The sequence below is a fragment of the Gilliamella intestini genome, from assembly GCF_900094935.1.
In the GTDB taxonomy this organism is placed as follows: domain Bacteria; phylum Pseudomonadota; class Gammaproteobacteria; order Enterobacterales; family Orbaceae; genus Gilliamella; species Gilliamella intestini.
Genome location: NZ_FMBA01000003.1, coordinates 75,106 through 93,353, shown reverse-complemented (window position 1 = coordinate 93,353; position 18,248 = coordinate 75,106). Strand labels below are relative to the sequence as shown.

Below are 18,248 nucleotides of genomic sequence, written 5' to 3'. Positions count from 1 at the left end.
TGGAATGATGCAAAGGGGTTGGTTAAGGAAAAGCAATTGGAGAATTTATTTTGCTCATCGGACACGCATTTTGTTAAAATGAAAGCCGATGAGTAATATGTATCTGTCAGATTAAGTTTGAGCTACTACAATTTAACCTAATTGCTTACGAGCATTACGGAATATTCTCATCCAAGGGCTATCTTCCCCCCAGTTATCAGGATGCCATGAATTAGTTACCGTTCTAAATACCCGTTCTGGATGTGGCATCATAATAGTTGCTCGCCCATCTTGAGATGTCACTGCAGTAATACCGTTTGGCGAACCATTTGGATTAGCAGGGTATTGCTGTGTTACTTTGCCAAAATGGTCAATATAACGTACGGCAATTAATCCTGATGCTTCTAAACGGTTTAGATGAGTATCATCCCCCACTTCAACACGCCCTTCCCCGTGTGAAACAGCAATTGGCATATGCGAACCAACCATATCAGTAAATAGCAACGACGGGCTTGATTGAATTTGCACTAAACTAAAGCGAGCTTCAAAACGTTCTGATAAATTACGAACAAAATGAGGCCACAAGTCGGCTCCCGGAATTAGATCCTTAAGATTCGACATCATCTGACAACCGTTACAAACCCCTAACGATAAAGTATCTTTGCGATGAAAGAATCGTTCAAATTCATCACGAACTTGTTCATTAAATAAAATCGATTTTGCCCAACCTTCACCCGCACCTAACACATCACCATAAGAAAAACCACCACAAGCAACTAGTGTACTAAATTGACTAAGTGTAATTCGACCAGAAAGTAAATCTGTCATATGCACATCAATAGCTTGAAAACCTGCTCTATCAAATGCTGCTGCCATTTCAACGTGTGAATTAACGCCTTGCTCACGTAAAACAGCGACTTTTGGTCTTGTTCCTTTAGCAATATAAGGCGCAGCAATATCGGCTTGCAGATCAAAAGTTAAGTGTACATTTAATCCTGGATCATCTTCATTTTGTTTAGCTTGATGTTCTTGATCAGCACATTCAGGATTATCTCGTAAACGTTGCATTTGCCATGTCGTTTGCGCCCACCATGTTCTCAAAGTTAAGCGTGATTCACTGTATACTGTAGCTGAGTTATCACGTACAATAATTTGTTGACCAGTTTTAGCTCTACCAAGCACATGAACCGCATGGGATAAGCCAAACTGCTTAAAGCACTCCATCACATCATCTAAACGATTATTCGCTACCTGAATAACTGCGCCGAGCTCCTCATTAAATAACGAAGCAATCACATCATGACCTAATTGAGAAATATCAATATCAATTCCACAATGCCCTGCAAAAGCCATTTCGGCCAATGTCACAAACAGTCCACCATCAGAACGATCATGATAAGCAAGCAACGCATTTTGGCTTACTAAAGCCTGAATCGCATTATAAAAAGTAAGCAGTTCTTTAGGATCATGAACATCCGCTGTTTTTTGGCCTAAATGACGATACACTTGGGCTAGTGCGGTGGCACCTAGTGCTTGATGGCCTTTCGATAAATCAATCAACAGTAATGTATTATCCTGATCAGTACGCAATTGTGGTGTCACTGTTTTACGCACATCTTCAACACGGGCAAATGCCGAAATCACCAATGATAATGGTGAAGTCATGGTTTTTTGCTCACCATCTTGTTGCCAAGTGGTTTTCATGGACATCGAATCTTTACCAACAGGAATAGCAAGCCCTAACGCTGGACATAACTCTTCACCAATAGCTTTAACGGCCTCATAAAGCCCAGCATCTTCGCCCGGATGCCCTGCTGCTGCCATCCAGTTAGCCGAAAGCTTAATTCGTTTGATATCACCAATATTGGTTGCAGCAATATTCGTAATTGCCTCACCAACTGCAAGCCTTGCTGATGCGGCAAAATTAAGTAACGCAACGGGCGCACGCTCGCCGATTGACATGGCTTCGCCATAATAGCTATCTAAACTTGCTGTAGTCACCGCACAATCAGCCACTGGCACTTGCCATGGGCCAACCATTTGATCGCGCGATACCATCCCCGTTACAGAGCGATCGCCAATGGTAATTAAAAAGGTCTTTTCGGCAACGGTTGGCAAATGTAGAACACGTTTAACCGCATCATATAAATTAATTTCAGAAGTTGAAAAATTATCACCATGTGCTTGGTGAGTTTTAACATCACGTTGCATTTTAGGCGTTTTACCAAGTAGCACATCTAATGGCAAATCGATGGGATTATTATTAAAATGCTCATCATGTAAGGTAACAGCTTTATTGGCGGTCGCCTCACCAATCACCGCATAAGGTGCACGCTCACGCTGACAAAGTTCAGCAAATAATGCCAATTTATCGGGATGAATCGCAAGCACATAACGCTCTTGCGATTCATTACACCAAACTTCTAGTGGTGACATACCTGGTTCATCGCTAAGTATTTTACGAAGCTCAAACTGACCGCCACACCCACCATCGCTAACAAGTTCAGGCATCGCATTAGACAAACCACCAGCACCAACATCATGAATAAATAAGATAGGATTATCTTCACCAAGTTGCCAACAGCGATCAATAACTTCCTGACAACGGCGCTCCATTTCAGGGTTATCACGCTGAACAGAAGCAAAATCCAAATCGGCATCAGACTGTCCCGATGCCATAGACGAAGCCGCCCCGCCACCTAAGCCAATATTCATAGCTGGGCCACCTAAAACAATCAGCTTAGAGCCAGCTGGAAACTCACCTTTTTGGATATGTTCACGGCGAATATTACCCATACCACCAGCTAACATAATCGGTTTATGATAACCTCGAAGCTCCTCGCCATTATGGCTATTAACCTTTTCTTCATAAGTACGGAAATACCCTAACAAAGCCGGACGACCAAATTCATTATTAAACGCCGCACCACCTAAAGGGCCATCCATCATAATATCAAAGGCACTCACAATGCGATCAGGCTTACCAAAATTTTGCTCCCAAGGTTGTTCAAAATGAGGGATTCGCAAATTAGAAACCGAAAACCCGACTAAACCAGCTTTTGGTTTAGCACCGCGCCCTGTTGCGCCCTCATCACGAATTTCACCACCGCTCCCCGTTGCCGCACCTGGCCAAGGCGATATTGCTGTTGGGTGATTATGCGTCTCAACTTTCATTAAAATATCGGCATATTCTTGATGATAGCAGTATGTTTTATTCTCATTATCCGCAAAAAAGCGCCCAACGATTGAACCGTCCATCACTGCAGCGTTATCTTTATAAGCGGACGAAACATAATCAGGAGTGTGTTCAAAACTATTTTTTATCATCTTAAACAGTGATTTAGCCTGCTTTACCCCATCAATAACCCAATCGGCATTAAAAATCTTGTGACGACAATGCTCAGAATTGGCTTGTGCAAACATATAAAGTTCAATATCAGTAGGATTACGATTTAGTTTTTTAAAGTTCTCAACTAAATAATCAATCTCATCAGATGCTAATGCCAAACCTAATTTAAGATTAGCCTCGTCTAATGCCACGCGCCCTTGACCTAATAAATCAATGGTTGTCACTGGCGCAGGTGATTCAACATGAAATAACTGCTCGGCTTGATCAACATGGCTAAAGACCGCTTCCATCATGCGATCATGAATTAATGCTACAAAATCGTTTTTTTGGCAATCGGTTAATTCTGAACTCACTTGCACATAATAAGCAATTCCCCGCTCAATACGGCGAATCTGTGATAAACCACAATTATGCGCAATATCAGTTGCTTTTGACGACCAAGGCGAAATCGTTCCCGCTCTTGGCGTCACTAAAAAGAGTTGTTTGCTAGCTGTTTGATCGACATTGATTTGTGCAGTTTTTGGACCGTATTGTAATAATTTATCTAACGTTAACTGTTGTTCAGCCGTCAATTCGCCTGCCAAATCAACAAAATGTAGATATTGGGCTTCAATATTAATAACAGGGATGGATTTTTCACAGCAAGTAGATAAGATTTTACTAATACGAAATGGAGATAACGCAGAGCAGCCAGCTAAAATTTTCATAAAAATTACTCTTTTTAAGCCAAAAATAAGGAAAAATAGACCAATATTATAAAAGAAAGCGCACGGTGTGGCTATATGAAATACAGTTAATCGAGTGATGGCGAAAAAGTTTATTTTTATCTTTTAAATCTTAGAATATTTATTAATTATGTTAAATTTCAATTAAGAGTACGTATCGCTTTTTTCGACTTTCTTAATTTTAAAAAGGTATAGAATCCTGAATATTTTTTACAAAAAATATAACCTAAAAACTGAACAGCTTTATAAATACCCTATTGCTATAGTAAGTACATCGCTCACATAGAAAATCACATTTGTGGAGGCTTTTAAAGTGGTTACCTTTGGTGGGTATTTAAAAAATATTGATTTATTAGTTAATTACTGATTTACTGCATAGAAACAAAAAATAATTAATGATATCTTATGAAAATATAAGGGTAAATTAGCATGGAGTTTCTTTTTTATTTACTCATTATTGGTATGCTAATAGCAGTGTTTATTAATTTTTCTAGCTTAGGAAATCAAATTTCTGCTTTGAGGCATCAATTAACAGAGTTACAAAAAAGTGTTTTATCGCTTTCAGAGCATCTTCATCAGCAAAAAAGTAGTTCGTCCCATTCTGATACGGTTCAAGAAACTACTGACCAAACTTTGGATGAGTTAACCATACAGAGCAAACAACATGATAGTGACACTGAAAATACCAATCAGCAATTTGACTATCAAACCAATGGCATCATTCAAGCATCCGACGATGCCGACCTAGTTGATCTATCAGTAACCGAAATTGAAACGCCACCTCAAATTCCTTGTGCCACTAATAATTACAATTTAAACGCCGATTGCTTGCAACTCAATGATCAAAATGAGCCTGTCTTATTCACTCAATCCGAACAATTTGCCCACAACCCACTTGACGATAAAAACACTAATTTCGATGTTTTAACGCAAGCTAACACCCCATATGAAGAAGTAGCAACAGAACAAGAAGCACAAACTTGTGTCAGTGAATCAGTATCCGATGAGGTTACCGAGCCTGAAATAACAAACGCAGAAACCTTAACATCACCAACATTAGACCCATTTGATTCTGCATATAAAAAACCGACTACTACGAGCACAAACCCTAATTTATTGTTACTTGCTTTTAATTGGTTTATTAAAGGCAATGTTCTTGCCAAAATTGCCATTGCAATACTGTTTTTAGGGTTAACATATCTGTTTAAATATAGTGTTGAACATAATGTTCTTTCACCAGAGTTGAGAGTATTAGGTGCATTAGTCTTGGGCATTGCTTTATTGGCTATAGGTTGGAAATTAAAAGATAAGCGCAAAATTTATGCCTTAATTTTGCAAGGTGGTGGATTTGCAACTTTGTACCTAACCATTTTTGCCGCTTATAGGCTGTATGAGCTAGTACCTATGTTACTGGCTTTTGCTATTTTATTCGTGATTTGTTCAACAAGTGTTGTATTTGCCGTTGTGCAAAGGGCAATGAGTTTGGCAATTATTGCTTGTGTTGGGGGCTATTTAACACCGATTTTATTATCTAATGATTCGGGCAATCATGTTGCATTATTTAGCTATTATTTAATGATTTCTAGTGCTATTTTGGTGATTAGTATTTCACAATCTTGGCGAGTACTTAATTTATTAGGATTTCTATTTACCTTTGTTGTATCACTACTATGGGGAATGAGTAATTTTCTACCTGAGTTTTATATTGAATGTCAGATATTTATCGTCGCTAATATGCTAATTTATGGTATTTTGGCGGTGTTATTATCGATTCGCAGTAATAATAAAGAACCTTATCAAAATGTGCTCGATCTCATTTTGCTATTTGGAACGCCATTATCAGGATTTGGCCTGCAATATGCGATCACTCATCAATGGGAATTTGGTCCTGCGTTTTCTTCATTAGGTTTTGGTTTATTTTATCTGGTTGGTTCCTATATTATTTTACGCTTGTGGCCAACAACAGCTAAAAAAATTGCGCTTTTGGGACTGGCCATTGGTATGGCATTTAGTACCTTATCCATTCCGCTTGCCTTTAGTGCTAATTTGACTGCGACACTTTGGTTATTTGAGGGAACGGCATTAAGTTGGATTATGCTTTCTCAAAAATATTATCGCATGGCGTTACTAGGTAGTGCTATTACCCTACTGGGAATCATTTCTACCTGTATATCTTTAGAATATAATCACTTAACCACAGCGTCATTCATATGGCTTTTAGGTATCACCAGTATTATTTTATTTATCAATGCATGTTTATGGCACTGTTATGACCGTAATGACGATATTGATAAGCTGATTAAAATATTATTTATGGTCATCGCTTCGATTGTTTGGATACTGTGGATTTCATTATGCATTCCACTTATGCTGGATGAAAGCACGCCAAATGTGGCACCAATTTTATTGGGCTTTACGGTATCGACTTGGTTATGGTATGGCGTTGGTCAAAAAATCAAGTGGAATATAATCTGTTATGCAGTATTAGCACTATGGTTAGTGATACCTTTGTCATTATTCAGAGCGTATATTGGATATTATTATTTATCAAGCTTCGGCGTTTGGAACTTAGCTTGGGTGCTTGCATTTATTAGCTGTTATTATTATTTGTATGTTGCCAATTATCTTATTGAAAACAAAACAGCAGAAACAACGTTCAACACTTTTCCTATTGTATTGCATATTAGTTTATTCTGGATGATTCTTTGCTGGTTAATTCGTGAAACCGTTCATTGGTTTAATTCATTACCGTGGGGATATGAAGTAGTAAAATGGAGTATTGCAGCAACTATAGCAAGCAGTATTGTTTTACTGTTCTACTTCTTGATTAAGCGTCAAATAATGGCCTCGTTACCATTAATCAAATCCTATTGGATAATAGGTCTAATGCCTATTGTGCTTTATATTAGCTATTATTTAATTGTTGGGTTAGGTATGAGTGGACAAATTATTTACTGGCAATATATTCCGATTCTCAATCCGCTAGAAGAAAGTGCCATTTTTGCCTTAATCATGTTAACGGTCTGGTTAAAGTTTGCCATCAGTTATTCACACATTGGCAACAAAATTATCAATACTTCTTATTTTAATATCCCCTTACCAAATATGGTTTTAGTGCCATTAATCACGCTAACCTTTTTATGGGCAAATAGTGTAGTATTACGCTACTTAAGCCAGGTGTTTGATATATCTTGGATGGCTTATTCTTTGTGGCACAATAATATTGTTCAAATGACTGCTTCGTTGCTTTGGATGTTAACATCGGTAATATTAATCACTATCGGGCATCGTTATTCACTTCGGAAAATATGGTACAGCGGTGAAATTATTCAAGTGATCGTTATTATAAAATTAATCTTTGTCGATATTCGTGAACTTGATGGATTACTGCGAGCATTTGCCTTTATTGGTGTTGCATTATTAATGTTATTAATCGCCTATTTAGCGCCATTACCACCAAAACAAGATAATAATAAGCAAATTTTGGAGTAATTTAGAGAAGATGATTAATTTCAGTTTTCAGTATAAAAATAGAAATAAAGCCTAAGTGCTATTAAATTTTATGGATAAATGAATTATGAAAAAATTAATATTAAGTGCTTTAATGCTAATCAGTGGATTTTGTCAAGCAACAGACAAAACCAACCAATATGCCTATGGTGCAATGATTGAAACTAGCAATGATTCAAGTATGTATAGCCGCATAGATCTAACGAGCGATGTGTATACACAAGCGCTTTCAATTCGTTTAGATGATATTCGTGTATTTAATCATAAAGGACAACCTGTGCCTTATGCATTAGTTAATGTTTATCAACGAGATGATGTCAATCAAATATTTCAGGTCACTATTTACGATTTAGATAAAAACCAAGAACACCGTCAAGAAAAACAAAGTAAACAAGGTACTGAACAATATAATATTAATATCAATAATAAAGATGTTCAAATTTCCCTAGATAATACCAACAGTCAAGAACAATACTATGCAACTTATTTATTACAAGTTCCTAACGGAATAAAACTAGAGCAAGCAATTAGTCGCTTATCAATCGATTTTGATACCGCTGAAAGTCAAAATTGGCAAGCTACTGCTAAACTACTTTATAGCCAAGATTTAAGCAATTGGCAAACCGCACTAAATAACGTGCCAGTGATGTCTTTGGTTGATAACAATAATGAGCAATCGCTTAAAGTCAATGTAATTGATATCCCATCAAATACCAATTACAAAGCTAAATATTGGATTTTACAATTAAAATCAGAACAACAAACGATCCCAACTATTAAAAAAGTTAAGTTTATTTCTAGAAAGGCCCCCCCAAAAATTGCACTTTACCCGATCAATTTTGAACTTGCGTCTTCTGATGAGCAAGAGGCATTTTATCAGTTACCAACACCACAGCCAGTTAAAGAATTATCCATCTCACTGCAAAACTCAAGAACGGTGTTGCCAATTAGCGTTTATTATAAAAGCAATGATAAAGATCAAATCTGGCATAAGCTTGACGATTACATTATTCGACGCGTTACAAATACCGATCAAAGCCCAAACATTAAAATAAACGATCCAGATTTACAAATAAAACAGCTCAAGATAAAAGCTAACAACGCTAGCTTTGACCAAGCACCACAAGTAGTTGCTTACCGTAGCCGTATGAGCTTGATTTTTAATAGTGGCAATAATGGACCATTTATTTTGGCTTGGGGTTCGGCTAAAGCTAAATCAGCAGCATTAAGTGAAAAAGTACTTCTGTCTGATTCGCTATCAGCACAAGATTTGCCTGCAGCCTATCTTGGTGAAAATATCAAATTAGCTGGTAAAAAGGCATTGGCTCAAACCATTAAAGATAGCAATACGACAAACTCATATTTGCCAAAATGGTTAATTTGGATTTGTTTAGTTATTGGGGCTATTGTGTTAATTATTATTGCGTTAAAACTACTTAACGAAGTTAAAAATTCATAAAAAAGAAAGCGAAAAAATAAAATTTACTAAAGAAAGTATTTTGTAATAGAAATTATCTTCCATTTTGAGGAAAACGCCTTATAAGTTTTTAGCAGATCATTTTAATCATGATATGTAAACAATTCGGCGTTTTCCTATTGGTAATACATGAAGGTTTATTTTTTGGTGAGTAAGTTTATTCCTTACTTTGTAAATACCATACTGTCATTTCCATTCGTGATTTAAAATTAAGTTTTTTAAAAATACTTTTAATGTGTACTTTTACGGTACTTTCAACGATGCCAAGCTCTTTGGCAATCAATTTGTTTGATAAGCCTTGAACTAATAAGTTGAAAATTTCATTTTCTCTTGGTGTCAATAAGCTCACATCATGGATTTTTGGGGTGGTTGGCTCTTCTCCATAACGTAAATAATTGAGGATAATATGTGAAATCGCATTATCCATAATAACTTTTCCAATCGAAATTTCTTTTAATGAAATGAGAAACTCTTCTGGTTCCATGTCTTTTAGCAAATAGCCATCCGCACCGGTTTTTAGTGCTGTGATGATATCTTCTTTCGCATCTGATACGGTGAACATAATGATGCGGCTAGATATGTTCTTTTCTCGCAAATAACGTAATATTTCTAATCCACTAACATCTTGCATATTGATATCAAGTAAAATGATATCAGGATCAAGCTCTAGTGCTAATTTAACGCCCTCTATTCCCGAGCCAGTTTCTCCTACGATTTGAAAATGGTTTACTGTATTTATTAGTTGTTTCACGCCATTTCTTAACATAGGGTGATCATCAATAAGAAGTATTGAACTAGATATTTGCTCCATTTTTTATTGTCTCTATTATCTGAAATGGAATGGTTTTATTAGCCTTAAATGTTACCACAATTTGTGTTCCTTTGTGAGGAAGGCTATTTATTGTTAAATTACCGTTTAATATTTCAACTCTGTCTCGCATAATAATCAACCCATAGTGGTTATCTTGTTTAATATCATTTTGTAAACCAATGCCATTATCTTCTATGTGAATAGTAATAATGTTATCTTCATCCATTTTTAAACTGACAATAGCCTGTGTAGCTTTAGCATGTTTATATATATTATTAAGCGCTTCGCGAATAATTTGTAGTAAATGAAAGGTATATTTACTATTGATAATATTTAGAGGCAATTGGTATTCAAACTGAATATTGAATGGTAATTTTTCATTAAATTCTTCAATTAATTCCATTAAATTGGTATAAAACCCTGTTTGGCTTAAACGTAAACGAAATGAAGTGATCAGCTCTCTTAGTTGAGAGTAGGTAATATTGACCTCTTTGCGCATCATTGCGAGTAACTCAATACTGTTTTGTGATGTTAAGTCAGATTGTATTTGTAAACAGCTAAGGTGTATTTTTAAGCAAGATAATGATTGAGCTATGGAATCATGTAGTTCTCTAGCCATTGCTGAGCGTTCGTTCATTAATAAATATTGTTTTTGTTGTTCTATTTGTTTATCTAGTTTTATTGCGGTAGTGATTTGCTCAATAAGCCCCATAATTAAGTTTTCTTGTTCATCAGTCAGTATTATTTCAGTTGGCTGATAAGCAAATAATATCCCGTATTTTTGTTCGTTTTCTTGAAGATACCAATAACGCTGAACCCCATTTGGGGAATTAGTTTTTGATGGGATCAAACAAGCATTACATTTGATGTTTTGGCAATAAGGTAATTTTTGTTCATTATTGTAACTGATTTGTTGATAATGTTTAGGATCCTCTGATTCATAAAAGCGTATTTGAAATTGTGTTAATGGGACTAATTCTTCTAGTTCTCGCAGGATTTTTAAACAACGTTCACATAATGGCGCTGAAGTATATAGTTTCTTGGTTGCTTGATATTGGAACGAAATCATTTTATTGGTTTGTTGTAATTTATCTGTTTTTTCTGCAACTTGTTTTTCTAACAATAAATATTGTGATTCGATTTGAGCTGACATTTTATTGAAAGCATGTCCTAATAGATCAAACTCATTTTTTTTCGATTTAATATTAACACGTTGACTAAAATCGTGATTAGAAATTGCCTCAGCCATTTCAATAAGTTTTTTCCACGGGGCAAGGAGATAGTAACGTAAGTAATAAATTTGGATAATTAAAAAGCATATGATGATAACAATAAAGAATTGCTGTAGCTGAGAAATATAATAAATTTTATTTTCGGTTTTTTGATCAATCTTTTGTACCAGATGATTGATACGAACTACATAGTTTTCTATTTCTGCTTTTATATCATCAATTTTTTTTGCATGTTGGATTTTAGGTACAAGTTGAATTTGCCAGTCAGCTTCTAACTGATTAAATTCATTTATTAACCCGTAGCGTTTCAAAAGCATTAAATGTTGCTGTGATGAAGAAATATCGATAAAAATATTTAAACGGTCATACTCTTTTTTGTTGAGGGGAATCAAGCTAAGTAGTTGGTAGTTTTTCATTCTCAATAAACCTAGCTGATTAACCATATACGCTCCACCTTTTGTATCATTGGCGATCTGGATTGAAAACGATAATGCGACTAAAGCAATAGCGCCTAAACAGAACAGTAATAGTGTTAAACGATTTATAATTGATTCGGTGGGGCGAATTTTTATTTTCGACATATAAACACTCAACGTTATTTTATAATTTTATTCTGGCTAAATAATAATTTATGATTATTGTAGCTTGAAAAGAGTATCTCGCTGATCTTTTTTATAACTTTTTGCGATCTTTTGTTAAAGAGCGCTTGCAACAAGAATAAAATTTGCGTAAAATTCACGCCCTATAAGATTAATCACGCAGACATATATGTTTAATCAAGTAATCGTCTGCTTTTTATTGCGGAGTTAAGTATGTACGCAGTTTTCCAAAGTGGTGGTAAACAACACCGAGTTAGCGAAGGACAAGTCGTTCGCTTGGAAAAAATTGAAGTCGAAACAGGCGCAGAAGTTGTTTTCGATAAAGTTTTAATGGTAGCAAATGGTGAAGACATCAAAGTTGGTGCTCCGTTTGTTGAAGGTGCAACAATTAAAGCAGAAATTGTTGAACATGGTCGTGGCGATAAAGTGAAAATTGTTAAATTCCGTCGTCGTAAACACTATCGTAAACAACAAGGTCACCGTCAGTGGTTCACTGATGTGAAGATCACTGCAATCGCTTAATAGGAGTATCGAACAATGGCACATAAGAAGGCTGGTGGTTCATCACGTAATGGTCGTGATTCCCAAAGTAAACGTTTAGGTGTTAAACGTTATGGTAGTCAAGAAGTTCTTGCTGGTAACATTTTAGTTCGTCAACGTGGAACTCAATTCCACCCAGGCACTAATGTAGGTTGTGGTCGTGATCATACGCTATTTGCCTTAATTGATGGACAAGTAAAGTTTGAAGTTAAAGGACCTAAGAATCGTCGTTATGTTAGTGTAGTTGCTAACAGCTAATTTATAAACGGTTCAAAAGTTATAGAAGCCTCACAATTATTGTGGGGCTTTTTTCATTTCTTGAAGTTAATATAAAATTGATGGTGATATGATAAAGCAGCAAAATGTTAAATTAGGTTTTGCGTTAGCCATGTTAACCGCAGTGATGTGGGGAATAGTGCCAATTGCAATGAAATATGCGCTAATGGTTGTTGATCCATTGACATTAGCTTGGTCTAGACTAGCTATTTCAGCGCTTGGTATTACCATTTGGTTGGCTTATAAAAAGCAATTTCCTAATTTAATGATGTTTAGAAAACGTCGTCGTTTTATTTTATTGATGATTGCAGGTTTTGGGCTGTTGGGTAATTTTGCATTGTTTGCTAGTGCAGTTCAGTACCTTTCTGCTACAACCGCTCAGGTTGTCGGGCAAACAGGCATTGTGATTTTTATGATTTCAAGTGCTTTTATTTTTAGAGAGCGACTCAGACCGACTCAGATTATTGGTATTTTAGTATTATTAGTTGGGCTTGGGTTATTTTTTAATAAAAATATTGTAGATCTGTTTTCTAATATGTCTTCGTATGGCATTGGTGTGTGGCTTGGTTTACTGGCTTCGGTATCATGGGCTTGCTATGCGCTTGCTCAAAAAGTACTGTTACAGAAATTACGTGCAGAACAGTTACTTTGGTTGATTTACCTTATTTGTACTGTTTTTTTGTTGCCTTTTACATCGCTAAGTAAAATTACAAATGCTGATGCAACTCAACTGTTTGCTATCATATTTTGTGGTTTAAATACTATTATTGCTTATGGTGCGTTAGTGATGGCTATGGAACGATGGCAAGCAGCACAAGTGAGTGCAATAACAACTCTAACGCCATTATTTTCGCTGATCTTTTCAGATTTGTTTTCTTTAATTTGGCCTGAAAAGTTTGTTATGCAATATTTAAATATTTTAGGTTATATTGGCGCAGTGTCAGTAGTTGCTGGTGCAATGTTTGCGACCATTGGGCATTATATTTGGCATCCAAGAAAAGGCTGGCTAATTAACCGCAATAAAGGGGAAAAATAATGAAATTTGTTGATGAAGCATCAATTCGCGTTGAAGCTGGAGATGGTGGAAATGGTTGTATCGGTTTTCGCCGAGAAAAGTATATACCTAAAGGTGGTCCAGATGGTGGCGATGGTGGTGATGGTGGTGATGTCTTTTTTATTGCTGATGAGAATTTAAACACACTAGTTGATTTTCAGTTTGAAAAAAATTACCGTGCTGAGCGTGGCCAAAATGGACAGGGTTCGGATTGTACGGGTAAGCGTGGTCGAGATATTACTGTTAAAGTACCGGTGGGAACAAGAATTACCGACAAATATACTGGTGAAATTATTGGTGATTTAACCCATCACCAACAAAAAGTATTGGTTGCCAAGGGCGGTTTTCATGGGCTTGGAAATGCGCGTTTTAAATCATCGGTAAATCGTGCACCAAGACAAAAAACAGATGGTACACCGGGGGAAAAACGTGATGTTTTGTTAGAATTATTATTGCTTGCCGATGTGGGTATGTTAGGGTTACCAAATGCTGGTAAATCAACTTTTATTCGTTCTGTATCAGCGGCGAAGCCTAAAGTGGCGGACTATCCTTTTACGACCTTAGTACCAAGTTTAGGTGTTGTTAGGATGGATAACGAACAAAGTTTTGTCGTTGCTGATATTCCTGGTTTAATCGAAGGAGCATCAGATGGTGCAGGGCTTGGTATTCGTTTTCTGAAACATCTTGAACGTTGTCGTGTGTTAGTTCATTTGATTGATATTGCCCCAATTGATGGATCAGACCCAATTGAAAATGCTAAAGTGATTATTCAAGAACTTCATCAATATAGCGAAAAACTAGCAAATAAACCACGTTGGTTGGTATTTAATAAAATGGATGTTTTAGGTGAAGAAGAAAGTGCTAAACGCGCGGCAGAAATCGCTAAAGCACTTAATTGGGCTGACAAATATTATGTCATTTCAGCATTTAATTATGAAGGTATAAAGACCTTATGTTGGGACTTAATGGAATATATCAATGCGCATCCACGTGAAGCAGAACAAGAAGAGTCATCGCCTGAAAAAGTGGAATTTATGTGGGATGATTACCATCAACAAGCAATGGATGAGGCTTTTGATGATGACGATGATTTTGATGACTGGGACGAAAGCGATGAAGAGGGGGTTGAATTTATTTATCAAAAATGATGAGTATTATAATCTGTTTTATTTCGCCTAACTTAGCCATTGTATAGAATTTTTTATAAAAGCAGAATAGGAATATTCTGCTTCAGATTGATGACAAATAACTCGCTTTTTGGCGAGTTCTTTGATCTAATAGAGAGGAGTCCATTATAAGAGGAATTCTATTTTTTATATTTTTAAATATGAATTCTCTTATTATGAAATTAGTGAATAAAGGGTTTATTTTTATCTAGCTTAGAAAAATAAAAAAATGCTTGATTTAGTTAATGATAATAATTATCATTATTATTGTACTTTGTTAGAGCTTTAAAGGCTTCTGAAAAAGTATGACATTGCTCACATTGCTTCCAATGTTTACCAGCTTGACGGTATCGCTAAGCTGGTTTTTTTTGTTTTGTGTTATTAACAATTATTTTTAAACATTAACTTCAATTTAAAGTTATTTTAATTATTGTTTTTATCTACATGCTAGTGTCGTTACAAAAGTTTAGATAAAATTGGCGGAAGAAGAGTAAAAATTATTTTTATGATTACCTAGATGGTTGGTTAAGTTTTCAAAAACTAGCTATTTATTAATTTGTTCTCAATATCAAATAAAATAAGTAATGCTGCACTGCCGCCAAATTCTTTAGGGGCTTGATGAAAACAGATAATATTCGGATGTTGAGCTAGCCACATGGGTGTCTGTTTTTTTAAAATATTTTTTCCATGTCCATACATGATGCAGGCACAATGTGCGTTTTCTCGTAAACAAGCAGCAATAAGTGCAGCGATCTCTTTTTTGGCTTCTTTTTGAGTCAGTCCATGTAAATCTAAAAAAAACTCAGGTTCATAAAACCCACGATATAATTTTTTAACTTCGTATGGATCGGCATTTTCTCGACTATAGCGAATAGGATCTTCTTGCAATAATGGTTGGTAGTCATCTGAAAAATAAAATTCAGCATGGTTCTTTTCATGTTTTAGTTTTTCTGTAGCAATTGCTTTTTGAGACCGTTTTAATGGTTTGTGAATAACGGTATCTTGCTTAAGTTTTTTTGTATTACCAATGCTACTTTTGAATAAATTTATATCATCTTGGTCTAAATTAAATTTGTTTTGCATTGATTTTCACTCTGGGTAAACTTTTTGTTTAAATTCGCATAAGTCTTCGATAACACAGGCACCACACCGAGGTTTTCTAGCAATACAGGTATAACGACCATGCAAAATGAACCAATGGTGACAATTTATTTTGTATTCTTCAGGAACGACTTTAAGCAATTTTTGTTCAACGGCTTCAACGGTTTTTCCTGGCGCAAAACCTGTACGGTTACTTACTCTAAATATGTGAGTATCAACGGCAATAGTTGGCCAACCAAAAGCGGTATTTAATACAACATTGGCCGTTTTACGTCCAACACCAGGTAATTCAATCAGTGCATTAAAATCTTCAGGTACTTCACCTTGATACTTATCAACTAAAATTTGGCACGTTTTTATTATATTTTCAGCTTTACTATTATAAAGCCCAATTGTTCGAATATAGCTTTTTAAATTATCAACACCAAGAGCTAGAATTTGCTCAGCAGTATTTGCAATAGCAAATAATGGTTTGGTGGCTTTATTTACGCTAACATCAGTTGCTTGCGCTGAAAGAACCACTGCGATCAGTAGCTCAAAAGGTGTTTGATAAACTAGCTCAGTTGTTGGATCTTTAATATGATCCTTTAATTTCTGTAGAATTTGTATTCTGGTCGATTGTTTCACAAAGTTATTATATTAAAAATAGCATACTGTATATTATATACTTTTATTTACTATTTATCTGTAGATTATATTTAGTTTTTATATACACTAAATAATAAAATGAATTATTACCATAATAAATTATTAATGACATTTATTTTAAACCTTGTACGGTTTTAAAAATTTGAGTATTTACATTCCTAATCATCGGCTTTTTAGCATGATGATTTTATGATAAGCTAGCTAACTATTTTTTATTTCATTAAACAAGGTTTTTTTTAAATATGTCCTTACCAATGATTGTCACCTTTGCTATATACATTTTAGGCATGATTGCCATAGGTTTTTTTGCGTTTCGATCAACGCAAAATTTTGGTGATTATATTTTAGGTGGGCGTCGTATCGGTAGTGTTGTGACTGCACTTTCAGCAGGTGCTTCAGATATGAGTGGTTGGTTGTTAATGGGGCTACCAGGTGCTGTTTTTTTATTTGGTATTTCACAAAGTTGGATTGCTATTGGTTTAATAATCGGTGCTTACCTTAATTGGCTCCTTATTGCAGGACGGTTACGTGTTTTTACTGAAATTAATCATAACTCTTTAACATTACCCGACTATTTTGCTCGCCGATTCGACGATAAAAGCTCTTTATTGCGTATTATTTCAGCGGTGATTATTCTTATCTTTTTTACTATTTATTGTGCATCAGGTGTTGTTGCTGGTGCTAAATTATTTGAAAGCACATTTGGTATGAGTTATGGTTGGGCAATGTTAGCAGGTGCTGGAGCAACAATTATTTATACTTTTATTGGTGGATTTTTGGCGGTAAGTTGGACTGATACTATTCAAGCTAGCTTAATGATGTTTGCCCTCATTTTAACGCCAATTATGGTTATGGTGAATGCTGGCGGGTTTTCTGATGCAATGATTTATATTGAATCGCTTAATTCTGATTACACCAATTTATTTTCCCATATGGATTTTATTGCGATTATTTCACTATTAGGTTGGGGACTTGGTTATTTTGGTCAGCCACATATTTTAGCTCGGTTTATGGCTGCCGATTCGCATGATGTAATGAAAAATGCCCGTAGAATTAGTATGACATGGATGATTTTATGTTTAGCTGGCGCAATTACGGTTGGTTTTTTTGGTATTGCCTTTTTTGCTCATCATCCTGATTTAGCTTATTTGATTAATGACGGTAAACATGAACGTATTTTTATTGAATTGTCAAAATTACTTTTTAACCCTTGGATAGCAGGTGTTTTGTTGGCTGCTATTTTAGCGGCAGTTATGAGTACATTGAGCTGTCAGTTGCTTGTTTGTTCAAGTGCACTAACCGAAGATTTTTATCGCGCATTTTTTAGACCAAATGCAAAACAAAAAGAATTGGTTTGGGTCGGTCGTATTATGGTGTTATTGGTTGCAGTTATTGCTATTTTATTGGCGATAAATCCCAATAATAGTGTACTTGATTTGGTAAGCCATGCTTGGGCCGGTTTTGGTGCTGCGTTTGGTCCAATTATTGTTTTTTCTGTATTTTGGTCTCGAATGACACGTAATGGCGCATTAGCTGGTATGATTGTAGGAGCTGCAACTGTATTGCTTTGGATTAATTTTAATTGGTTTAATCTCTATTCCCTTATTCCAGGCTTTTTATTTGCTTCTATTGCCATTGTGATTTTTAGTCTTTTTGATAAAAAGCCTAACGAAATAGTGGAAGATCATTTTAAACAAGCATATAAACGTTATCATAACAAAACAGAATAAGTCTTATTTTAAAGTAAAGTAGAATATAAACGTAAAAAATTTAATAGGTAA

At 35.5% G+C, this 18,248-nt stretch carries 12 protein-coding genes; 7 read left to right on the top strand and 5 right to left on the bottom strand.

Annotation, left to right across the window (positions count from 1 at the left end):
• Positions 1-132: 132 nt before the first annotated feature.
• A complete protein-coding gene (purL, locus tag GA0061080_RS01415; RefSeq protein ID WP_091119804.1) occupies positions 133-4,035 on the bottom strand; it encodes a phosphoribosylformylglycinamidine synthase in 3,903 nt (1,300 codons plus the stop codon).
• A 447-nt stretch (positions 4,036-4,482) separates the two neighbouring features.
• On the opposite strand from purL, the gene GA0061080_RS01410 reads away from it, so the two are divergent.
• Complete coding sequence (locus GA0061080_RS01410; protein ID WP_091119800.1) at positions 4,483-7,545, top strand: DUF2339 domain-containing protein; 3,063 nt, start codon at positions 4,483-4,485, stop codon at positions 7,543-7,545.
• Positions 7,546-7,630: 85 nt separating this feature from the next.
• Positions 7,631-9,022, top strand: coding sequence for a DUF3999 family protein (locus GA0061080_RS01405; protein ID WP_091119797.1), 1,392 nt, complete (start codon positions 7,631-7,633; stop codon positions 9,020-9,022).
• 175 nt (positions 9,023-9,197) lie between these two features.
• Here GA0061080_RS01405 and narL read toward each other — a convergent pair whose 3' ends face one another.
• Together narL and narX are read right to left on the bottom strand one after the other, a co-directional pair.
• Positions 9,198-9,851, bottom strand: coding sequence for a two-component system response regulator NarL (gene narL, locus GA0061080_RS01400; RefSeq protein WP_091119794.1), 654 nt, complete (start codon positions 9,849-9,851; stop codon positions 9,198-9,200).
• Positions 9,835-11,664 (bottom strand): nitrate/nitrite two-component system sensor histidine kinase NarX, encoded by a 1,830-nt coding sequence (gene narX / locus GA0061080_RS01395; protein ID WP_091119790.1) that lies wholly within the window; start codon positions 11,662-11,664, stop codon positions 9,835-9,837. The genes narL and narX overlap by 17 nt, the downstream gene beginning before the upstream one ends.
• 231 nt (positions 11,665-11,895) lie before the next feature.
• Between narX and rplU the strand changes: the two genes are divergently transcribed.
• The 4 genes from rplU to cgtA all read left to right on the top strand — a co-directional run bounded on the left by rplU (position 11,896) and on the right by cgtA (position 14,700).
• A complete protein-coding gene (rplU, locus tag GA0061080_RS01390) occupies positions 11,896-12,204 on the top strand; it encodes a 50S ribosomal protein L21 (RefSeq protein ID WP_025314436.1) in 309 nt (102 codons plus the stop codon).
• A gap of 15 nt (positions 12,205-12,219) precedes the next feature.
• Entirely contained in the window at positions 12,220-12,480 is a 261-nt protein-coding gene (gene rpmA, locus GA0061080_RS01385; RefSeq protein WP_034915250.1) for a 50S ribosomal protein L27, read from the top strand.
• Positions 12,481-12,568: 88 nt separating this feature from the next.
• Positions 12,569-13,534 (top strand): DMT family transporter, encoded by a 966-nt coding sequence (locus GA0061080_RS01380; protein ID WP_091119786.1) that lies wholly within the window; start codon positions 12,569-12,571, stop codon positions 13,532-13,534.
• Positions 13,534-14,700, top strand: coding sequence for an Obg family GTPase CgtA (gene cgtA, locus GA0061080_RS01375; RefSeq protein WP_091119783.1), 1,167 nt, complete (start codon positions 13,534-13,536; stop codon positions 14,698-14,700). The genes GA0061080_RS01380 and cgtA overlap by 1 nt, the downstream gene beginning before the upstream one ends.
• 558 nt (positions 14,701-15,258) lie before the next feature.
• On the opposite strand, the gene smrB is transcribed toward cgtA, so the two are convergent.
• Positions 15,259-15,801: an endonuclease SmrB gene (gene smrB / locus GA0061080_RS01370; protein WP_091119779.1), complete on the bottom strand. Its 543-nt coding sequence runs from the start codon at positions 15,799-15,801 to the stop codon at positions 15,259-15,261.
• A gap of 6 nt (positions 15,802-15,807) precedes the next feature.
• On the bottom strand, positions 15,808-16,446 hold the full coding sequence (gene nth / locus GA0061080_RS01365) for an endonuclease III (RefSeq protein WP_091119774.1): 639 nt from the start codon (positions 16,444-16,446) through the stop codon (positions 15,808-15,810).
• 263 nt (positions 16,447-16,709) lie between these two features.
• On the opposite strand from nth, the gene putP reads away from it, so the two are divergent.
• Positions 16,710-18,197, top strand: coding sequence for a sodium/proline symporter PutP (putP, locus tag GA0061080_RS01360; RefSeq protein WP_091119770.1), 1,488 nt, complete (start codon positions 16,710-16,712; stop codon positions 18,195-18,197).
• The last annotated feature ends 51 nt before the right edge of the window (positions 18,198-18,248 follow it).